This window comes from Sedimentibacter sp. MB35-C1 (assembly GCF_030913635.1).
In the GTDB taxonomy this organism is placed as follows: domain Bacteria; phylum Bacillota; class Clostridia; order Tissierellales; family Sedimentibacteraceae; genus Sedimentibacter.
Genome location: NZ_CP133188.1, coordinates 1,079,194 through 1,098,052, shown reverse-complemented (window position 1 = coordinate 1,098,052; position 18,859 = coordinate 1,079,194). Strand labels below are relative to the sequence as shown.

The following is an 18,859-nucleotide window of genomic DNA, read 5'->3' as shown; positions in this document are numbered from 1 at the left end:
ACGATTTATGAAACTTTCAAAGGGATATGATGCAGAGCAGTCCGATTTACAAAAAGAAATGGCAGAGTTACGAGAGAACATTCAGCAGGAGGAAAAGCAGAACGTCAATGTTGACCGTTTACTCTCCATTGTCAAGAAGTACACCCACTTAACGGAACTTACCCCTGAAATACTGCATGAGTTTGTGGATAAGATACTTGTCCATGCTCCCGATAAAAGCAGCGGGAGGCGGTTACAGGAAATTGAGATTATCTACAATCATATCGGGATATTCGACCACTCAAAGTTTACTCTTTGGAAAGGAAAAGCGGTATAGCACCTCAAATGCTATACCGCATATCCTAAATCTGAAAAACATCCTTACGAAACCCTTGCTAATACTGGGTTTGTGGTCTTATTATTTGGCTTTTTTACTATTCCCATTCAATAGTAGCAGGTGGCTTGCTTGTAATATCGTAAACTATTCTGTTTACATTATCCACTTCGTTTACTATTCTGGTTGATACTTTTTCAAGAACTTCGTATGGAATTCTTGACCAGTCGGAAGTCATTCCGTCTGTTGAGTTTACTGCTCTTAATGCAACTGTGTGTGAGTATGTTCTGCCGTCTCCCATAACTCCTACACTTCTGATGTTAGGCAAACAAGCGAAGTACTGCCAAATTTTATTCTGCAGACCTGCTTTTTTGACTTCATCTCTGAATATGAAATCAGCTTCTCTAACTATCTTTAATTTATCCTCTGTGATTTCACCCAATACACGGATTGCAAGACCTGGGCCAGGGAATGGCTGTCTTTCAACTACTTCTTCCGGTATTCCAAGCTCTCTTCCAACTTGTCGAACTTCATCTTTAAACAGTTGTCTTAATGGTTCCAGGAGCTCAAAATCTACGTCTTCCGGTAGTCCGCCTACGTTGTGGTGACTTTTTATAACAGATGCAGTTGCTGTACCGCTTTCTATAACATCAGGGTAAATTGTTCCCTGAACTAAGTAATCAATATGTCCGAACTCATCTTTTAATTTTTGTTTTTCTTCTTCAAATACTCGAATAAATTCTTCGCCAATTATTTTTCTTTTTCTTTCCGGTTCTGTAACTCCTGCCAATTTGCCGAGGAATCTTTCGCCTGCATTTACTCTGATTAGATTCATGTTAAACTTTTCTTTGAATACTTTTTCAACCTGATCTCCCTCGTCTTTTCTCAAAAGACCATGGTCAACAAATACACATATTAAGTTTGAACCGATTGCCTTGTGAACCATTACTGCAGCAACAGATGAATCCACTCCTCCGGACAAAGCACAGAGAGCTTTTTTATCTCCTACTTCGGCTTTGATTCTTGCTATGCTTTCTTCAGCAAAATTACCCATATTCCAATCTTTGCTTAACCCACATACATTGAACAGGAAGTTATTGATAATTTCCTTTCCTCTTTGAGTGTGTTCAACTTCTGGATGAAACTGAACTGCGTAAATTTTCTTTTCTTCATTTTTCATAGCACATATGTGGCATGTATCTGATTTTGCAGTTATTTCAAAATTTTCCGGTGCTTTTTCTATATAGTCTGTATGGCTCATCCAACACAGCGTATCTTGCTCGATTCCTTTAAACAGGTTATCGCCTGACATTATCTGAAGCTTAATTTTTCCGTATTCTCTAGAATCGGCTCCCTTTACCTTTCCTCCGAATTCCTGAGCTATAAATTGACCACCGTAGCAAATACCAAGCAAAGGAACTCCTAAATTAAATATTTCATTTGAAATGCTCGGAGCATCTTCAGCATATACGCTGGCCGGTCCTCCGGAAAGTATTATTCCTTCAGGTTTCTTTTCTCTTATTTTATCGATTGAAGATGTGTATGGCATTATTTCACAATACACATTTGCTTCTCTAACTCTTCTCGCTATGAGTTGACTGTACTGTGCACCAAAATCAACTATTACTATCATTTTTTTACTCCTCTTAGGTAAACGACCTTTATTTTTTATATAGATTATCAAAAAAACTTATTCATGTCAATTAATAAAAAGCCGATCAGATATATAAATCTTACAGGCCAAGTAAAATATTACTATATTTTACAAAAATAATAAAAAGCGGGCGGTCGCCAGCTTTTTATTAACATAAATATTATTTATGTATATCACTTCTTTTTTGGCATTGAATGTATTGCATCTCCCGTGCAGCAGCATACGGCTTCGTAAAAAACCTCCGACAACGTGGGATGAGCAAACACTGTTGTTTTAATATCTTCAACCTTAAGTCCATTTTTTATTGCCATAGATCCTTCATGCACTATGTCACTAGCATGAGGGCCCATTATATGAACTCCAATTATTTTATGGCTGTCTTTTTCTGCCATGACTTTTACAAATCCCTCACCTTCGCCCATTGCCAGAGCCTTACCATTAGCTCCAAACATTGACTTACCGATAACATATTCTATATTTGCTTCTTTTGCCTCGTCTTCTGTCATTCCAACTGAGGCAGCCTCAGGAAATGTAAAAACACATGAAGGAACTGCATTGTAGTTTAATTGTGGCAAAGTATGCTCGTATATGCCTTCAACACATGATTTTCCCTCTTCCGATGCAATGTGCGCAAGCATTGTGCCTCCAATTACATCACCTATTGCATATACTCCTTCCGCTGAAGTCATATATTTTTCGTCAACCTTTATTCCTTTTTTATCATATTTTATTCCTGCAGCTTCAAGGTTTAATCCATCTATATTAGGTTTCCTTCCGGCAGCTGACAGCAAGTAATCACACTGAACTTCAAAGATTCCCTTTCCGCTATCAACCGTCAACTTAAGTCCTTCTTCTGCTTTATGTACTTCTTTCAGTGCAGAGCCTGTCAAAATTTTTATGCCTTGTTTTTTCATATAAACAGCCAATTTTTTAGACAGTTCATCATCAAGTCTGTACAATATTTTAGGCAGGAATTCTATTATCGTTACTTGAGACCCCAGAGCAGCAAATATTCCGGCAAATTCGGCTCCTACAACGCCTCCGCCTAATATGGCCAAACTTTTAGGAACTTCTTCAAAGTTTAATATCTCATCACTTGTTATAACGCCTGGCAAATCAATTCCGGTGACAGGAACTGATGATGAAACCGAGCCTGTAGCTATAATAATATTTGATAATGTTATTTCTTCGACACTGTTTTCACTTATTACTTCTAATACATTTTTTCCTTTAAATGAAGCTCTTCCTTTTATTACTTCTATTGAGTTTGCTTTTAACAGTTTATCAATACCTGATACAAGTTTGCTGACAACTTCATCTTTTCTCTTTTTAGCTTTTGGCATATCAAATGAGTAATTTCCCATTGCTATTCCATACTCTTCAATACTCTTTAATGATTTAACTGTTTCTGCATTCTTATAAAAGGATTTTGTTGGTATACACCCACTGTTCAGGCATGTTCCACCAAGTCCGGTCTCTTCTATAACCGTCACCTTAGCTCCAAGCTGTGCGGCCTTTATAGCCGCTTCATAGCCTCCTGGGCCCGCACCGATAATAACCAAATCTCTATTCATTCTACACCTGCTTATTATAGCGAAGTACAGGCTTCCTTGCGGCTTGAGCTTCATTAAGCCTGGAAACTACTGTTGTATGCGGAGCATTTTTTACTACGTCCGGATCATTTTCTACTTCATCAGCAATCTGTATCATAGCCCCTATGAACTGATCCAATGTTTCCTTTGTTTCACATTCTGTTGGCTCTATCATCATTGCCTCAGAAACAATTAACGGAAAATAAACTGTAGGAGGATGGTATCCGAAATCCAGAAGCCTCTTAGCTATATCCAGAGTGGTTACACCGCGTTCTTTCTGTAAATCGCCTGACAACACACATTCATGCATACATTCTCTGTCAACAGGCAGGTAGTATCTTCCTTTGAGTTTTGATGCAATATAGTTTGCATTGAGCACTGCATTTTCAGCTACAGCCCTTAATCCTTCCGGACCTTGTCCCCTGATATAAGCATAGGCTTTCACATAAACTCCAAAATTTCCATAGAATGATCTTACCTTTCCTATAGACAGCGGTCTGTCATAATCGAAGACGTACTCATTTTCTTTCTTAGCAACAACTGGAACAGGCAGGAAAGCGCTAAGATGCTCCTTAACCCCTACCGGTCCAGATCCAGGTCCTCCTCCGCCATGAGGTGTACTGAATGTTTTGTGAATGTTGAAATGAACTACATCAAATCCCATATCTCCAGGTCTGGTAACGCCAAGAATTGCATTTGCATTCGCTCCGTCATAGTACATAAGCCCGCCTGCTTCATGCACTATCTCAGATATCTTCAATATATTTTCATCAAACAAACCAAGCGTATTAGGATTTGTCAGCATAAGCCCTGCCACTTTATCACTCATAACAGTTTTTAGGGATTCTAAATCAACTAAACCCTTATCATTTGACTTAACTTCAACTGTCTCAAACCCTGCAACTACTGCTGAAGCAGGATTTGTTCCATGGGCTGAATCAGGAATAATTATTATATTTCTTTTTTCGTCGCCTCTACTTCTGTGATATGCCTTTATTATCATAAGGCCCGTCAGCTCTCCGTGAGCTCCTGCCGCAGGCTGAAGAGTACATTTGTCCATTCCCGAAATTTCTGAAAGCATGCCATCAAGCTCGTATATCACCTGCATAGCTCCTTGTGAAATTTCTTCCGGCTGATATGGATGAATTTTTGAAAATCCGTCAAATCTTGCTACTACTTCGTCTACCTTTGGGTTATACTTCATTGTACAGCTTCCCAGAGGGTAGAACCCTGTATCTACACCGTGGTTTCTCTGCGAAAGTTGTGTGAAATGACGTACCGCATCAAGTTCACTTACCTCAGGCAGTTCAGGAGATTTTTCTCTTAAATATTCATTACCAATAAGTTCTTCCATTTCTAAAGAAGGAACATCACATTCAGGCAGAGAATATGCTTTTCGCCCTTCTCTGCTTAATTCAAATATCAAGGGTTGATGTTTTAGCATATTATTCTGCCGCCTTTCTAATAAAATTATCTATTTCACTTTTTGTACGTTTTTCTGTTACAGCCAAAAGCCAGCCGTCTTTTAGTTCTGGATAATCTTTTGCCAGTTCATAGCCTCCGATAATGTTGTATTTCAGTAGGTCTTTGTTAAGGCTTGCTACATCTTTCTCGCTCTTTACCGTAAATTCCTTAAAGAATGGCTTAGAAAATACGGAACTGAATTTTCCCGTTCCAATTAATTCATTATATGTATAATGCGCTTTCTGTACGCAAAGGTTGGCAACTTCCTTTAATCCTTCTTTTCCCATAAGCGTTAGGTAAATAGCGGCAGTCAAAGCATTTAATGATTGATTTGAGCAAATGTTAGAAGTCGCTTTTTCCCTTCTTATGTGCTGTTCTCTCGTCTGTAGTGTAAGAACGAAGCCTCTGTTCCCATCCTTATCAACAGTCTCTCCTACAATTCTGCCAGGCAATTTTCTCATAAGTTTTTTTGTAACTGCTATGAATCCTAGGTAAGGTCCGCCGAAGCTTAGTGGATTTCCCAGTGACTGTCCATCGCCTACAGCTATGTCAGCTCCCAATTCCCCAGGGCTTTTCAGCAATGCCAACGATATTGGATCAGCACTGGCTATTAGCAGGCTCTTATTTTCATGAGCTATATCTGCTATATCTTTTATATTTTCAATAATTCCAAAGAAGTTAGGGCTCTGAATAATTACAGCGGCCGTGTTTTCATTAATTTTATTTTTTAAATCATCCAAATCAATTTGTCCGTCTTTATATCCGACAGCAGTTACCGTAATATCTCTAAACTGCGCGTATGTCTTAAGCACTTTTATACTTTCAGGATGAGCATTTGATGCAATTATAACCTCGGATCTCTTCGTAGCTTCGCATGCCATGATTGCTGCCTCTGTCAATGCAGTAGCACCATCATACAACGAAGCATTTGCAACAGGAAGGCCTGTCAATTCGCTTATCAACGTCTGATATTCAAAAATGGCCTGCAGTGTCCCCTGACTTATTTCTGGCTGATATGGAGTATACGCTGTATAAAACTCCTGGCGTGAAATTAAGTGATCTATAACCGCCGGAATATAATGGTCGTAGGCACCTGCACCTAAAAAGCATGTATAGTCATCAAGATTACAGTTTTTATTTGCTAATAACTTCATCTTCTCTACAAGCTCCATTTCAGATACCGCCTCTGGAATATCCAAATTTGTTTTTAGCATTACCGACTGAGGAACTGACTTGAATAGAGACTCGATACTATCATATCCCATTTCTTTAAGCATCTGCTCTTGGTCATTATTAGTATTTCCTATATATCTTGTCATTCGTTCCTCCTTACTCGCATATTTTTTCGTAGTCTTCTGACGTAAGCAGAGATTGTGTTTCATCTGGATTGGACATTTCTATAACAGCAAACCATGCATCGTACGGTGATTCATTTATCTTTTCTGGGCTGTCTGCAAGCTCTTCATTGACTTCAACTATAGTGCCTGAAAGCGGAGCATAAACATCTGATGCAGCCTTTACTGATTCAAGAACTACAAATTGGTCTCCCTTTTCAACAGTTGCACCCACTTCAGGAAGTTCAGCGTACACCACTTCACCCAAATGATCCTGAGCATAATCTGTTATACCTATATAAGCCTTGCTTCCTTCTACTTTCACCCATTCATGTGATTCTACATATTTTAATTCCTTTAATAATTTCATAATGCCCTCCATTATTTTTATATTTTCATTATTTTTTATATTTTTTTGTATAAAATGGCTTTTTAATAACTTCAGCTTTTACATTTTTATTTCTTATGACAATCTCAATAGGTGTTTTTTCCTTTGCATATTCTGCATCTACTAATGCAAGACCTATATTTTTCTTCAAAGTAGGCGAATAGCTCCCTGTAGTTACATAGCCTATTTTTTTACCGTCTGAGTGCACTTCGTATCGATTCCTTGGAATTCCCCTTCCAAGCATTTCAAATCCCACAAGTTTCCTTTTTAATCCTGATGCCTTTTGCTCTGATAAGGTATTCCTTCCTATAAAATTATTCTTTGATAATTTTACGCAAAAACCCAGGCCAGCCTCCAGAGGCGTTACATCTTTATCTATTTCGTGACCGTATAAAGGAAGAGCCGCTTCAAATCTCAATGTATCTCTTGCTCCCAGTCCCACCGGAACTATTCCGTTTTCCTTTCCTGCCTCAAGAAGCATATCCCACATCTTAGGCCCTTCGGAAGAAGCGAAGTAAAGTTCAAACCCATCTTCTCCGGTATATCCTGTTCGTGATAACAAAGCACTTATTCCACCAACATTCACGTCGCTTTTAAAATGATAAAATTCTATTTCGTCTAAATTTTCATTTACAAGCTTCTGTAAAATCGCTTGTGCTTCAGGCCCTTGAAGAGCAAGCTGAGCATAATCAAGCGATACGTTTTTAATTTTTATATTCCCTAACGCATTATTATTCAACCACTCATAATCCTTTTCAGTGTTCGAAGCGTTAACAACAAGCAAATAATCAGTACTGCTGTATTTGTACACCAGCAAATCATCTACTACTCCACCATCTTCATAGCACATTGTTGTATATGCTATCTGATTATCCGCAAGAACAGAAATATCATTAGTAACAATCATTTGCAGATATTTTTCCGCATCTTCACCTTTGACTGTTATCTCTCCCATATGAGACACATCAAACAATCCCGCCTTACTTCTAACTGCCTCATGCTCCAAAATTATCCCCGAATATTCCACAGGAAGATTCCAACCGCCAAAGTCAATTATTTTACCCTTTAATTCTAAATGCTTTTCATATAATGGTGTCGTTTTCACTAAATCACTCCTTTTCAATTATTCATTTGACATATAATAATGCCTAAAATAAAAGACAGCGATAATAACCAATGTCATTACCTCTGTCTTAATCTTTGTTATTCAGAGAATTGTCCAAGCTTCATCCTTTTGCCTGAAAGTTTCATCGCACTCGACACGTGCGACTTGCTTCTTCGGCTCCCCCTTCGGGGTCTCTCCAAAGCTTTTCATACAATTATACTTGCGTATTTTTATTCTTACTGATAAACCTTTATTTGTTACTTTTAACCATATTATAAAACTTTAATTCCAAAGAGTCAACAGTTTTTGTATCGTGAAAAAAACTACTTTTAAGAGAGCTATTGTCCGCATATTTATGATAACTTTATATCAATATATACTTCTTGACTTTTATCTGCTAAACTATTATTATTTTATATATATCAATATATGGAGTGGAAAATGAATATTTTAATAACATATGCAGGCAATAACAGCACTACTTCAGAATGCGCGAAGTTACTGTCTGAAAAACTTCCTGGTTCTCATGTAGTAAATTTAACTAAAGAAAGCCCGGACATATCTGGCTATGATACCATTATAATAGGAAGTTGTATAAGATTTAACAACATACATTCTTCAGTAGTAAATTTTATCAGACATAACTTAGAAGTACTTATGAAAAAAAACACTGCCATATATTTGTGTTGCGGTTTCCCAGAAAAAGCTAATCAATACCTACTTCATAATTTCCCAAAGAAACTATTGAACAAATCCATATCAATCCAATGCTTCGGAGGAAAATTAAAAGTTAAGCCCCATAAATTGTTTGATCGATTAATTATTAAAACCGTTCAAAAAAATTTCAAATTAGAAAGCCGAAAATTTACAGAAATAGATTACGAAAGTATACAGACAATGGCAAGTGATATATTACAATCAAAAAAATAAGAATGGCATTTTTAAGTTGCCATTCTTATTTTTAGTGTTATCTAAAGTCATTATTGTTGTTATTGTTTCTGTTGTTATTGTTTCTGTTGTTATTGTTTTGATTATTATTATTTTGATTATTGTTTTGATTGTTATTTTCGCGGTTATCAAATCTATTGTTCTCACGATTGTTTAACCTGTTGTTGTTTTTGTTTTCAAATCTGTTGTTATTGTTTTTGTTATTATTTTTGTTTTCGAAATTATTGTTATTCTTGTTTTCAAATCTGTTGGTTTCATTCTTATTTTGGAAATTATTATTCATTCGCTTCATCTGCTCCCTTAAGTTTTGTTGGCTGTCTAATTTTGACTGTTCTTCCCAATTCAATAACAATGAATCGTTATTTGAATTTTTGCTATTATTGTTCGTAATGATCGATCACCTTCAATCAACATATTAAAGACAGTTATTACAATTTGCTGCCTCAAATATATTATTAACATTTGGCGATGAATTATTTATCCTTTTTATTGAATTCAAAGTATTTTTTTACAATAAATCTAACTGCAAAAATGATACATTGCAATTCCGGCAGCTATGGTTAAGTTTAGGGAGTCTATCCTGTCGGTATGCTTTATAAACACACTTGTACCTGCAGAAGAAAAGCTTGAATCCAGTCCTGTGGATTCATTTCCAAAAACAAGAGAAAACAGCTCGTTTTCATCATGCCTAACATCCTTTAGTGTCTTTGCTCCGTCCAACATAAATGTATAAATTCTTCTATTATTATACGCATCTTTATATTCATCAAAACTATCAAAATATTTAAAATTTATTCTGAACAGAGAACCCATCGAAGCTCTGACCACTTTTGGATCAAATATATCGACGCCGGGACTTATAACTGCCAGGTTGCTCAACCCAAAACCTGTCAGCGTTCGTATAATTGTTCCCATATTTCCCATATTTCCCGGATTAACCAGAACTAGATGCGAAGCTTCTGCATTCAACCGGCATTGGTATTTGGAAAACACACCAACAACAAAATTATTTTCCTTGTCACTTATTCGTCTTATCGCTTTATCGGCAACTTCTGTCTTCACGCCGTACCTTCTGCAAATTTCAAAAATATCGGCATCCGATTCCGATTTATAATTAGAGCTAACCAGCACCTTTACAACTGCTTCAGGCCGGAATTTTATCAGTTCAACGGTTGGAAACATACCAAATGTATATGAATGCTCAAAGCCCTTTTTATACGCTTTTATATCCATTTAATTCTCCTTAAATTAGAGCAAAAGTCTTCAATAAATATATAAACATGAATATAGTCAAAGGACATATCATAGTAGTAACAAATACAAGCTGTCCGGCCAATTCATAGTTACAATCATATTGCTGCGCCATTGTATAGCTTGAAACAGCACATGACGGAGCAGACATGCTTAGTAGCGCTCCAAGTTCAACATCCCTAAAGCCAAGCAATACTGCGGCAATAAGTATAATTGCCGGAAATAGTATAAGTCTGCCAAATGCGGCAAAATATATATGCCTTATATTTTTTGATAAATTTTTGATTTCAATCTCACCGCCAAGCACCATCAAAGCAAGCGGCGTAGCCATTCCTGCTACATCAGACACCACATTTTCCACAAAACCCGGAAGCCTTATGCCAAAAATAGAAAATACGATGCCAAGAACAGAACCTATTATTAACGGATTCTTAACTATATTTACGGCAGTATCTAATAAATTACTCTTTACTTCTGAATACCAGTCCAATATTACTACGGCCAGAAAATTAAACAACGGTATTATTACTGCAGTAAGGCTTGTAACAACTTCCAGGTTAGCATCTCCAAAAATATTCTTGCTGAGCGTAACACCGAAAAGCACAAAGTTGCTTCTATATATGGCCTGTATTATTACGCCGCGGTTTCTTTTTTCCTTTTCAAATTTGGGAACCACTATAAACATTATGCCTACCAGAATCAAAACTATACTTATAGCAAACAGAATCAAACGTATGTTAACCGAATCTGAAATATGACTCTTATATATATTATTAAATAAAAGCACCGGAAGAAGCGCTTTAAATGCAAAATTGTTTGCCTTCACAAGAAAATCTTTGTCAAATATTTTTATCTGTCTCAGAAAATATCCTATCATCATCAGAGAGAATATTGGCAATACAACATTGATTGAGAATAATAAATTTTCCACATCAAGTCCTTTCTATCTTATTGCTCTGTCAAATATGCATAAATTAGTTTAATAGTATTTTCTATACCTTCAATATGAGTTCTTTCCATTCCGTGCGAAGCGTGAACCCCCGGACCGATAAGAGCTCCTCTTATATCATTTCCGCCCTTTAAAGAAGCGGATACGTCCGAGCCATACATCGGGTATATATCTACTGCATAATTTAATTTATGCTTTTTAGCCATCCCCATTAATTTATTGGTAATATCATAATCATACGGACCTGAACTATCCTTGGCACAAATTGATACGTCATGCTCTGTACAAGATAAATCAAGACCTATACACCCCATATCAATTGCTACAAGCTCATCTACATCATCTGGTATGTTAGAGCATCCATGACCGACTTCTTCATAAGATGAAACTATAATTTTGACATTAGTATTCGGTTTTGTTCCAAGTCTTTTAAACATTTCCATCAAGCTTAATGCACACGCCGTTCCTGCCTTGTCATCAAGATATCTTGATTTAATAAAACCTGAAGGCGTTATTATAAACTTCGGATCTATGGAAATAAAATCACCCGAGCCTATTTCCAGCTTCTGTACATCTTCTTTATTTTTTACTTTTTCATCAAGCCTTATCATCATATTTTCTTCGGTTCTTTCTTTGCTTCTTGCATCAGTATATACATGTACCGAAGGAGACGTCGAAATCATAGTTCCAGTATATATTTTCCCAGTTCTTGTATGAATTTTGCAATATTCACCGTCAAGGGTTGTAAACATATTTCCGCCTATTGATGTAATTTTTAATGTACCGTCTGAATTTATTGATCTTACCATTGCGCCCAAAGTATCCACATGAACCGGAATTCCTATGCAATAGCTGTTGTCAATTCCTTCTATTTCAATTATTCTGTTACCTTTTTTATTTCTTGAAATGCTGTATTCACTTTCATCTGCTTTTTTTTCAATATATTGCATAACCTCCTTACAAAATCCGGTAGGACTAGGTATGCTAATTATTGCCTCCAACAATTCAAGAGTGTATTTAATGTTAGTTTCCAAGTACTTGTCCCTCCAAAAAATATTATGATAGAATTATACTACTAATCCTTTCACATTTACAATACTTTAATTGATAATTGCACGCATATGGTTTAAAATATATAATATCATTAGAATTATATACGCTAAAGGGAGGTTTATTATGGAAAACATAAAGCTTAGAGATTTCTTGGATTATAAGTTTTTATCGGGGATTGAGCTGTCACCGGATAAAAATCATGCAGCGTTTGTGGTTCACACCTCTGATTACGACGATAATAAATACGATTCAACTATTTGGACTTACAACTGCCTGACCGGAGAATCCAAAAAACTTACCAATATGAACAAGGAAAAGTCTTTTATATGGCTTGACAACACCACACTGATTTTTCAATCCATGCGTGATGAAAAATTAAAGAAAAAAACAGAAGACGGAGAACATTGGACTGTATTTTACGCAATTGACATTAACGGAGGAGAAGCTTATGAATACATGAGAATACCCCTCAAAGTCAATGAAATAAAAAAGATAGCCCATGAAAAGTTCCTCATTACAGCAGAATATGACCACTATGGCATAAATCTTCATTCACACAAGTCAGATGAAAAGGATAAAGCAATTGACAAAATAAAAGAAAACAAAGATTATGAAATTTTGGATGAAATACCGTTTTGGTCAAACGGAGAGGGATTTATAAACAAAAAACGAAACAGGCTGTACTTATTCGATAAAGGCACTAAAGATATAGTTCCGATTTCAGGACAGTTTGAAAATGTTACAGTAACAGGTATTAAAGATGGAAAAGTTCTTTATACGTCCCAAAATTACACCAACAAGCTTGAGCTGACAAACGAACTGTATTTGTACGATCTATACTCTGAAAAAGCAATGCTATTAATTGAGGAAGATGAATTTAATATAGATTTTGCGGAATTTGTAGGTAACGAAATTTTATTCGCAGCCTCTGCAATGGATAAGTACGGCTTGAACCAAAATCCTTACTTCTATAAATTGAGAAACGGCGAGGCGGAACTCATATGCGAACATGACTTCGGAATGCACAATTCGGTTGGGTCAGACTGCCGTTACGGAGGCGGTGCCGATTACAGAGTGTTTGATAACTGCCTGTACTTTGTATCAACCGAAAATAAAAGCTCCTTTATCAAAAAGCTCTCACTAGACGGAACCATTGAAAAAATAACATCCGATAACGGGTCAATAGACTGTTTTGACATATGTAGCGAGGGAATAGTCTTTATAGGCCTCCGGGGAAATAGACTTCAGGAAATATATACATATGCAAGCAACAGGTCAACTCAGAAAACAAAATTTAATGAAAAGATATCAGAAACTAAAAACATAATAAAACCTGAAAGAATGGAATTTATAAATGACGGAACAAAAATAGAAGGTTATATCTTGAAACCTGTCAACTATGATGAAAACAAGAGCTATCCTGCAATTCTCGACATACACGGCGGTCCAAAAACCGTATTCGGCGAAATTTTCTATCACGAAATGCAGGTTTGGGCAAACGAAGGATATTTTGTATTTTTCTGCAACCCGAGAGGCAGCGAAGGCAGAGGCGATGAATTTGCTGACATAAGAGGAAAATACGGAACCATAGATTACGAAGATTTAATGAAATTTACCGACTTGGTGCTTAAAAAATATCCACAGATAGACAGATCTAACATAGGAGTAACAGGAGGCTCTTACGGCGGATTTATGACAAACTGGATTATAGGCCACACAGACAGATTCAAATGTGCCGTATCACAAAGAAGTATCTCAAATTGGATTTCAAAATTTGGAACTACAGACATAGGATATTACTTCAATTCCGATCAGAACCAATCAACTCCTTGGGATAACCCGGAAAAAATGTGGTTTCATTCGCCGCTTAAATATGCCAATCAAGCTGTAACACCAACACTATTTATTCATTCGGAGAAGGATTATCGCTGCTGGCTGGCAGAAGGGCTTCAAATGTTTACCGCCTTAAAATATCACGGAGTTGATGCACGGCTGTGCATGTTCAGAGAGGAAAATCATGAACTGAGCAGAAGTGGAAAGCCACGACACAGAGTTAAAAGACTTGAGGAAATGACAAACTGGTTTGAAAAATATTTGAGGTAGAATTTATATATTTATAGTGTTAAAGGCTCTCTGTTTATTGAGAGCTTTTAACAATAAACAAAAATCTTCCCAAAATAATCGGGAAGACTTTTTAAAAATGTACTATGTTAAATGATTAGCAGCAATCTCCTGCTCCGCCTACTCTATCACAGTTGCAGAACAATACAACCAATAACAGGAAGAAGAATAATAAGCTGTCATTATCGCCTATTCCGCCTATTCCGCCCAGCAATCCGTCATCTCCGCACATGCATCCGATAACTACCAAAAGCAGGAAGAAGAATAATAAGCTGTTCCCATTGTCTCCTAATATATTGTTAAACATATAGAACCTCCTAAAATTAATTTTTATATATATTATTCATAAGACAATTAAAGTGTTACTTTATTGTTCATTATTTAATGATTTTAAAAACAAAATTATTTTATCACCCAAACTGCTCTGCCCTTTATAGTTGTACCCACTGTATCCACTACTGTGAATCTGAGTGTTGCCAGGATCGTAATCCTTATATCTATATCTGTCAAAATTACTTTTTACAGATTCCATATTGTTCAGCATACCTATAAGATACTGCTTTGAGCTGTCTTCCACATACGGCTTCTCTGATAATCTGTTTAAAATATATATCAGCTCTATTATGTCATACATTTTGCTGTACATATCTCTATCATAATTTCTTCTGCCCACCTTCATCACTCCTGCCGTTTTTATTTATTATATGAAACCAACTATACATATGCCATTAATTACATATTTTTTTCATTTTAATAACTAAATTTTATTAAAATGTTTATTTTTTTTATGATATATTATATAATGGTTTTATAAAACGACAAACGAGGTACTGTATGAAAATATTAAGCAATATTATTGTATTAGCCCTAATAGGTCTGTTTTCATCCACTTATTTATTTAATCTTTCTCCGATAGATTATAGAGGAACAATTGAAATAGAAACTCCACAGGAAGAAAGGACTTTGAGCCTGGAATCAGATGAAAAGGATTTACTGAATCCGGAATCAATTACTATAAGTCATGTTTCTTTAAATGACGAAATAATTAAAAGCGTTTCTGATAATATTTTTACCCTTGATATTTACAAAAATGATAAAATCGTTAAAAATGGTATAAGCGGACTCGAACTTGTTTCTCCTTCTGTAAACATGTCAATATCAGTCAATAAGGATAACCCTATACTGACGACATTAGATATCAATCAGAAAAAACTTGGACTCGAAGACGGGATTTATAAATTTGTTTTCAATTCAAATCTAATATCGGATTCTGACAAATCAACATTATCAATAAATGTTACCTATGATACCAGCGGAGCGTACTACCATGCAACTAGCCAGTCCCCCGTTAACACTAAAGGTCTAACATTATATTTTGTTGCCGAATATACCGATGAATTAATTCCAGTTACCCGTTTTGTTGTAGAGGACAAATCAATCACCAGAATGGCGATTGAACAGCTTCAAAACGGGCCCGTAAACAACGGTATGGAATCGGTTATAAAAAATGTTACAAACACAACATATAATAACGGCAACGTTGTAATTGACATTCCTAGTTCATACGCAGGATACAACGATGGAAGCAAAGATGCTTCCCTTGCATACAGCGCATTTGTAAAAACAATTTTTGATGTTGATAGATATTGGCCAATATACAGTGTAACCTTTACAGTTGACAGATTAAAAACAGATACTTATTTCAATGGACTTTCAAGCGAAAGTTTGAATTTACTACCCAATGCAGAAATGAACTACCTGCTTTACATGGCATACAAAATAGATGGCAGGTACTACCTATATGATTATGAAACTGATATGAGTAAAACCGGAATATCGGCAGAAGATTCCATTGAACTTAAAGCGCAAAAATTATTTGATGCATACAAAGATTCAGATGTACCATACGGAATAAGTCCGATTCCTGAAAGCATTACATTGCAAGAAGCAAAAACTGAGAATTCAACATTAGTTTTAGACTTTGGATCTGAATTTTTAAATGCTTACAAAGATAAACCCGATTTAAGACAAATGATGATTGAATCTATGGTATATACTTTTACAACAATACCTGGAATTGACAGCGTAAAAATAACAGTTAACGGTGAACCCCTGAAAAATTTCGTAGAGTTTGATGATGGTAGAGATATAGCTGCGGCTATGTATCCTCCTTATTTCATAAACCCAGAAATTGTTCAGGAAAATCAGTAAAAGTAAAGGAGAAATAAATGAACGGTTTTAGAAATTTTATGACAGGAAGATATGGCACAGACCAGCTCACTGTAGCACTTATTATATTAGGCATGGTTCTAACATTTACAGGTGATGTTTTTAGACTGGATCTTCTAACATTAATATCCTACGCAGCATTTTTAATGAGCATCTATAGAACACTGTCAAAAAACATTATTGCAAGACGAAAAGAAAACGCAAAATTCCTGCACTATTGGAATCCCGCAAAAGATTGGCTAAGTACAAAGTACAGCATTTTAAAGTCAAATAAATCATATAAATACTTTAAGTGCCCTAATTGTAAACAGGAACTGAGAGTTCCAAGGGGAAGAGGAAAAATAGCAGTTACATGCCAAAAATGTCATACAAAATTCATTCAAAAATCATAAAAAATGAACCTGATAAATTAACAGGTTCATTTTTTTAACCTAACATTCCAACATATCTCTGCCTATTGGTGTATGTTTAAACACCGCCATAAATAACGTAGCAGAAATAATTCCGGCTGCCGATTGGATAGAGTTGCCTGGAATTTCGCTTATTGTTGAAATAAAGCTTCCAACCATCACAGAACCTACAACATAGTAGGCAAATATCTGCCATACACTTCCCGCTAAAGCTCCTGCAACCCATTTATGCTTCATTCCTCCAGGCAGTTTTTCAGCAACTGTACCCATGATCAATGCCATTATTCCTTTAATTATAAATGTTGGTACTGCATAAAAACTATAGCCGCCGATAATATCTGCCAAAGAAGCTCCTATTGCTCCTGCCCACGCTCCATTTTTCTTGCCTAGCAACAGTACAGCAATAAATATGAATCCATCTCCTAAATGAGTATACCCATTTGTTACAGGCGAAGGTACCTTTATAATAAATGTTGCAACGCAAACCAATGCCGCAAGCAGAGATGTGTATACTAATTCTTTTATTTTCTTATCTTCCATACTTTACCTCCCTTTTTAATATTATTTATATCTTAATTATAATCTTATCTGTACCCTTGAAAAGATACAGTTTATTGTTTTATATAGTGTACAGATGTATTTTATTTTATATGTATAAAAATCTATCTACTTTACCTGCCCAATGGAAAATTAAAGCAAAAATGCTTCCAAATAAAAAAAGACTATTAAAATTTATAAATGTTTTTGACTTTTTATAGATAATGCTTTATAATAAGTGCTAATTATCAGACAAACTAAGGGGTGATACAATGAAAAATGTTTTAGATGAAGCTAAAACACTGCAGGAAGTAATAGTAAAGGACAGAAGGTATTTGCATCAGAATGCTGAACTGGGGCATGACTTGCCGATTACTTCCGAATATTTAGTAAACAGACTGAAAGAAATGGGCTATGAACCTCAGGTTATTACCGATTCAGCAATTGTAGCTCTAGCCGGCGGAAAAAAGAAAGGCCCCACTATTTTATTGAGAGCAGATATGGATGCTCTGCCCATACTTGAAGAAAATGGGCTTGAATATAAATCAACAACAAAAAATATGCATGCCTGCGGCCATGACGTCCACGCTTCAATGCTGCTTGGAGCTGCTCAAATTTTAAAGAGCCACGAAGATGAGCTTGAAGGAACAGTTAAGCTCATGTTTCAACCAGCTGAAGAACAGCTGTCTGGAGCAAAATCAATGATTGAAGCAGGTGTGCTTGAGAACCCAAAGGTGGATGCTGCAATTATGATCCATATCTTTTCCGGCATGCCGGTACCTGCTGGATCTCTGCTTGTACCTAATGGAGGATATGTAACTTCATCAGGAGACATGTTCCATATAGATATTAAAGGTAAGGGCGGTCATGGGGCAATGCCTAACAATTCTGTGGATCCACTGAATGTAGCTGCTCATATACATATTTCACTTCAGGAAATTATTTCAAGAGAAGTACCTCCTTCAAGCACAACTGTTATTACTATCGGACAGATGCACGGAGGAAATGCGTCAAATATAATTCCAGATACTGCATTTATTCAGGGAAGTATCAGGGCATTTGACGAAAAAGAAAGAGAACATATGAAAAATAGAGTTGTTGAAATTTCAAAAGGAACAGCCTCAACTTTCAGAGCAGAAGCAAATGTTGAATATAGAATGGAATGCCCTTCTGTTTATAACAACCCAGAGCTCTATGAACAAGTGCATAAAATCAATGTAGATTTATTGGGAAAAGAAGCTGTCAAAGCATTTGATACAGCATTCCCAGGAGGGAAAATGACCGGTTCCGAAGACTTCGGTTATATCAGCGAAAGAGTTCCTTCAGTTATGATGGCTTTAGGCGGAGGCTCTCCTGAGCAAGGATACCCGTACCCTCAACACCATCCAAAGGTAAATTTTGATGAGGATGTTTTCTACATAGGTTCTGCAGTCTATGCCAATACCGCTATTGAATGGCTGAGACTAAGCAAATAAATATCTAAAATAAATATCGCCGGAAAATATTATCCG

Annotated in this window: 19 protein-coding genes and 1 riboswitch; of the genes, 6 read left to right on the top strand and 13 right to left on the bottom strand. The window is 36.2% G+C overall.

Annotated features, from left to right (window positions below; all coding sequences use genetic code 11):
- Positions 1 to 7 precede the first annotated feature (7 nt).
- Positions 8 to 316, top strand: coding sequence for a DUF4368 domain-containing protein (locus RBQ61_RS05030; protein WP_308139420.1), 309 nt, complete (start codon positions 8 to 10; stop codon positions 314 to 316).
- 97 nt (positions 317 to 413) lie between these two features.
- On the opposite strand, the gene guaA is transcribed toward RBQ61_RS05030, so the two are convergent.
- From guaA to gcvT, 6 genes are all read right to left on the bottom strand, one after another.
- Positions 414 to 1,946 (bottom strand): glutamine-hydrolyzing GMP synthase, encoded by a 1,533-nt coding sequence (guaA, locus tag RBQ61_RS05025; RefSeq protein WP_308139419.1) that lies wholly within the window; start codon positions 1,944 to 1,946, stop codon positions 414 to 416.
- Positions 1,947 to 2,140: 194 nt separating this feature from the next.
- The gene (gene lpdA / locus RBQ61_RS05020; protein ID WP_308139418.1) at positions 2,141 to 3,541 is read right to left on the bottom strand and encodes a dihydrolipoyl dehydrogenase; all 1,401 of its coding nucleotides are present in this window, start codon (positions 3,539 to 3,541) and stop codon (positions 2,141 to 2,143) included.
- Position 3,542: 1 nt separating this feature from the next.
- Positions 3,543 to 5,003, bottom strand: a complete 1,461-nt coding sequence (gcvPB, locus tag RBQ61_RS05015) for an aminomethyl-transferring glycine dehydrogenase subunit GcvPB (protein ID WP_308139417.1) — start codon at positions 5,001 to 5,003, stop codon at positions 3,543 to 3,545.
- Between the two features lies 1 nt (position 5,004).
- Positions 5,005 to 6,342 carry an aminomethyl-transferring glycine dehydrogenase subunit GcvPA gene (gene gcvPA, locus RBQ61_RS05010; RefSeq protein WP_308139416.1) on the bottom strand — a complete coding sequence of 446 codons (1,338 nt, stop codon included), beginning with the start codon at positions 6,340 to 6,342 and terminating at the stop codon, positions 5,005 to 5,007.
- A gap of 10 nt (positions 6,343 to 6,352) precedes the next feature.
- Complete coding sequence (gene gcvH, locus RBQ61_RS05005; protein WP_308139415.1) at positions 6,353 to 6,727, bottom strand: glycine cleavage system protein GcvH; 375 nt, start codon at positions 6,725 to 6,727, stop codon at positions 6,353 to 6,355.
- A gap of 28 nt (positions 6,728 to 6,755) precedes the next feature.
- Entirely contained in the window at positions 6,756 to 7,850 is a 1,095-nt protein-coding gene (gene gcvT / locus RBQ61_RS05000) for a glycine cleavage system aminomethyltransferase GcvT (protein WP_308139414.1), read from the bottom strand.
- A gap of 111 nt (positions 7,851 to 7,961) precedes the next feature.
- Positions 7,962 to 8,060: riboswitch (glycine riboswitch) on the bottom strand.
- Positions 8,061 to 8,291: 231 nt separating this feature from the next.
- On the opposite strand from gcvT, the gene RBQ61_RS04995 reads away from it, so the two are divergent.
- Positions 8,292 to 8,780, top strand: a complete 489-nt coding sequence (locus RBQ61_RS04995) for a flavodoxin domain-containing protein (RefSeq protein WP_308139413.1) — start codon at positions 8,292 to 8,294, stop codon at positions 8,778 to 8,780.
- A 37-nt stretch (positions 8,781 to 8,817) separates the two neighbouring features.
- Here RBQ61_RS04995 and RBQ61_RS04990 read toward each other — a convergent pair whose 3' ends face one another.
- The 4 genes from RBQ61_RS04990 to RBQ61_RS04975 form a co-directional block, all read right to left on the bottom strand.
- Entirely contained in the window at positions 8,818 to 9,081 is a 264-nt protein-coding gene (locus RBQ61_RS04990) for a hypothetical protein (protein WP_308139412.1), read from the bottom strand.
- Positions 9,082 to 9,317: 236 nt separating this feature from the next.
- Positions 9,318 to 10,031: a TrmH family RNA methyltransferase gene (locus RBQ61_RS04985; protein ID WP_308139411.1), complete on the bottom strand. Its 714-nt coding sequence runs from the start codon at positions 10,029 to 10,031 to the stop codon at positions 9,318 to 9,320.
- Positions 10,032 to 10,041: 10 nt separating this feature from the next.
- On the bottom strand, positions 10,042 to 10,980 hold the full coding sequence (locus RBQ61_RS04980) for an AEC family transporter (RefSeq protein WP_308139410.1): 939 nt from the start codon (positions 10,978 to 10,980) through the stop codon (positions 10,042 to 10,044).
- A 17-nt stretch (positions 10,981 to 10,997) separates the two neighbouring features.
- On the bottom strand, positions 10,998 to 12,032 hold the full coding sequence (locus RBQ61_RS04975) for a M42 family metallopeptidase (RefSeq protein WP_308139409.1): 1,035 nt from the start codon (positions 12,030 to 12,032) through the stop codon (positions 10,998 to 11,000).
- A gap of 142 nt (positions 12,033 to 12,174) precedes the next feature.
- On the opposite strand from RBQ61_RS04975, the gene RBQ61_RS04970 reads away from it, so the two are divergent.
- Entirely contained in the window at positions 12,175 to 14,154 is a 1,980-nt protein-coding gene (locus tag RBQ61_RS04970; protein ID WP_308139408.1) for a S9 family peptidase, read from the top strand.
- A gap of 115 nt (positions 14,155 to 14,269) precedes the next feature.
- On the opposite strand, the gene RBQ61_RS04965 is transcribed toward RBQ61_RS04970, so the two are convergent.
- Both RBQ61_RS04965 and RBQ61_RS04960 read right to left on the bottom strand, forming a co-directional pair.
- Positions 14,270 to 14,479 carry a hypothetical protein gene (locus tag RBQ61_RS04965; RefSeq protein ID WP_308139407.1) on the bottom strand — a complete coding sequence of 70 codons (210 nt, stop codon included), beginning with the start codon at positions 14,477 to 14,479 and terminating at the stop codon, positions 14,270 to 14,272.
- 60 nt (positions 14,480 to 14,539) lie between these two features.
- Complete coding sequence (locus RBQ61_RS04960) at positions 14,540 to 14,845, bottom strand: hypothetical protein (RefSeq protein ID WP_308139406.1); 306 nt, start codon at positions 14,843 to 14,845, stop codon at positions 14,540 to 14,542.
- A gap of 161 nt (positions 14,846 to 15,006) precedes the next feature.
- Here RBQ61_RS04960 and RBQ61_RS04955 point away from each other — a divergent pair, with 161 nt between their 5' ends.
- Together RBQ61_RS04955 and RBQ61_RS04950 are read left to right on the top strand one after the other, a co-directional pair.
- Positions 15,007 to 16,383: a GerMN domain-containing protein gene (locus RBQ61_RS04955; RefSeq protein ID WP_308139405.1), complete on the top strand. Its 1,377-nt coding sequence runs from the start codon at positions 15,007 to 15,009 to the stop codon at positions 16,381 to 16,383.
- Positions 16,384 to 16,400: 17 nt separating this feature from the next.
- Positions 16,401 to 16,793, top strand: a complete 393-nt coding sequence (locus RBQ61_RS04950) for a hypothetical protein (RefSeq protein ID WP_308139404.1) — start codon at positions 16,401 to 16,403, stop codon at positions 16,791 to 16,793.
- A 39-nt stretch (positions 16,794 to 16,832) separates the two neighbouring features.
- On the opposite strand, the gene RBQ61_RS04945 is transcribed toward RBQ61_RS04950, so the two are convergent.
- A complete protein-coding gene (locus RBQ61_RS04945; RefSeq protein WP_308139403.1) occupies positions 16,833 to 17,351 on the bottom strand; it encodes an ECF transporter S component in 519 nt (172 codons plus the stop codon).
- 269 nt (positions 17,352 to 17,620) lie between these two features.
- Here RBQ61_RS04945 and RBQ61_RS04940 point away from each other — a divergent pair, with 269 nt between their 5' ends.
- Complete coding sequence (locus tag RBQ61_RS04940) at positions 17,621 to 18,823, top strand: M20 family metallopeptidase (RefSeq protein WP_308139402.1); 1,203 nt, start codon at positions 17,621 to 17,623, stop codon at positions 18,821 to 18,823.
- Positions 18,824 to 18,859: the final 36 nt, after the last annotated feature.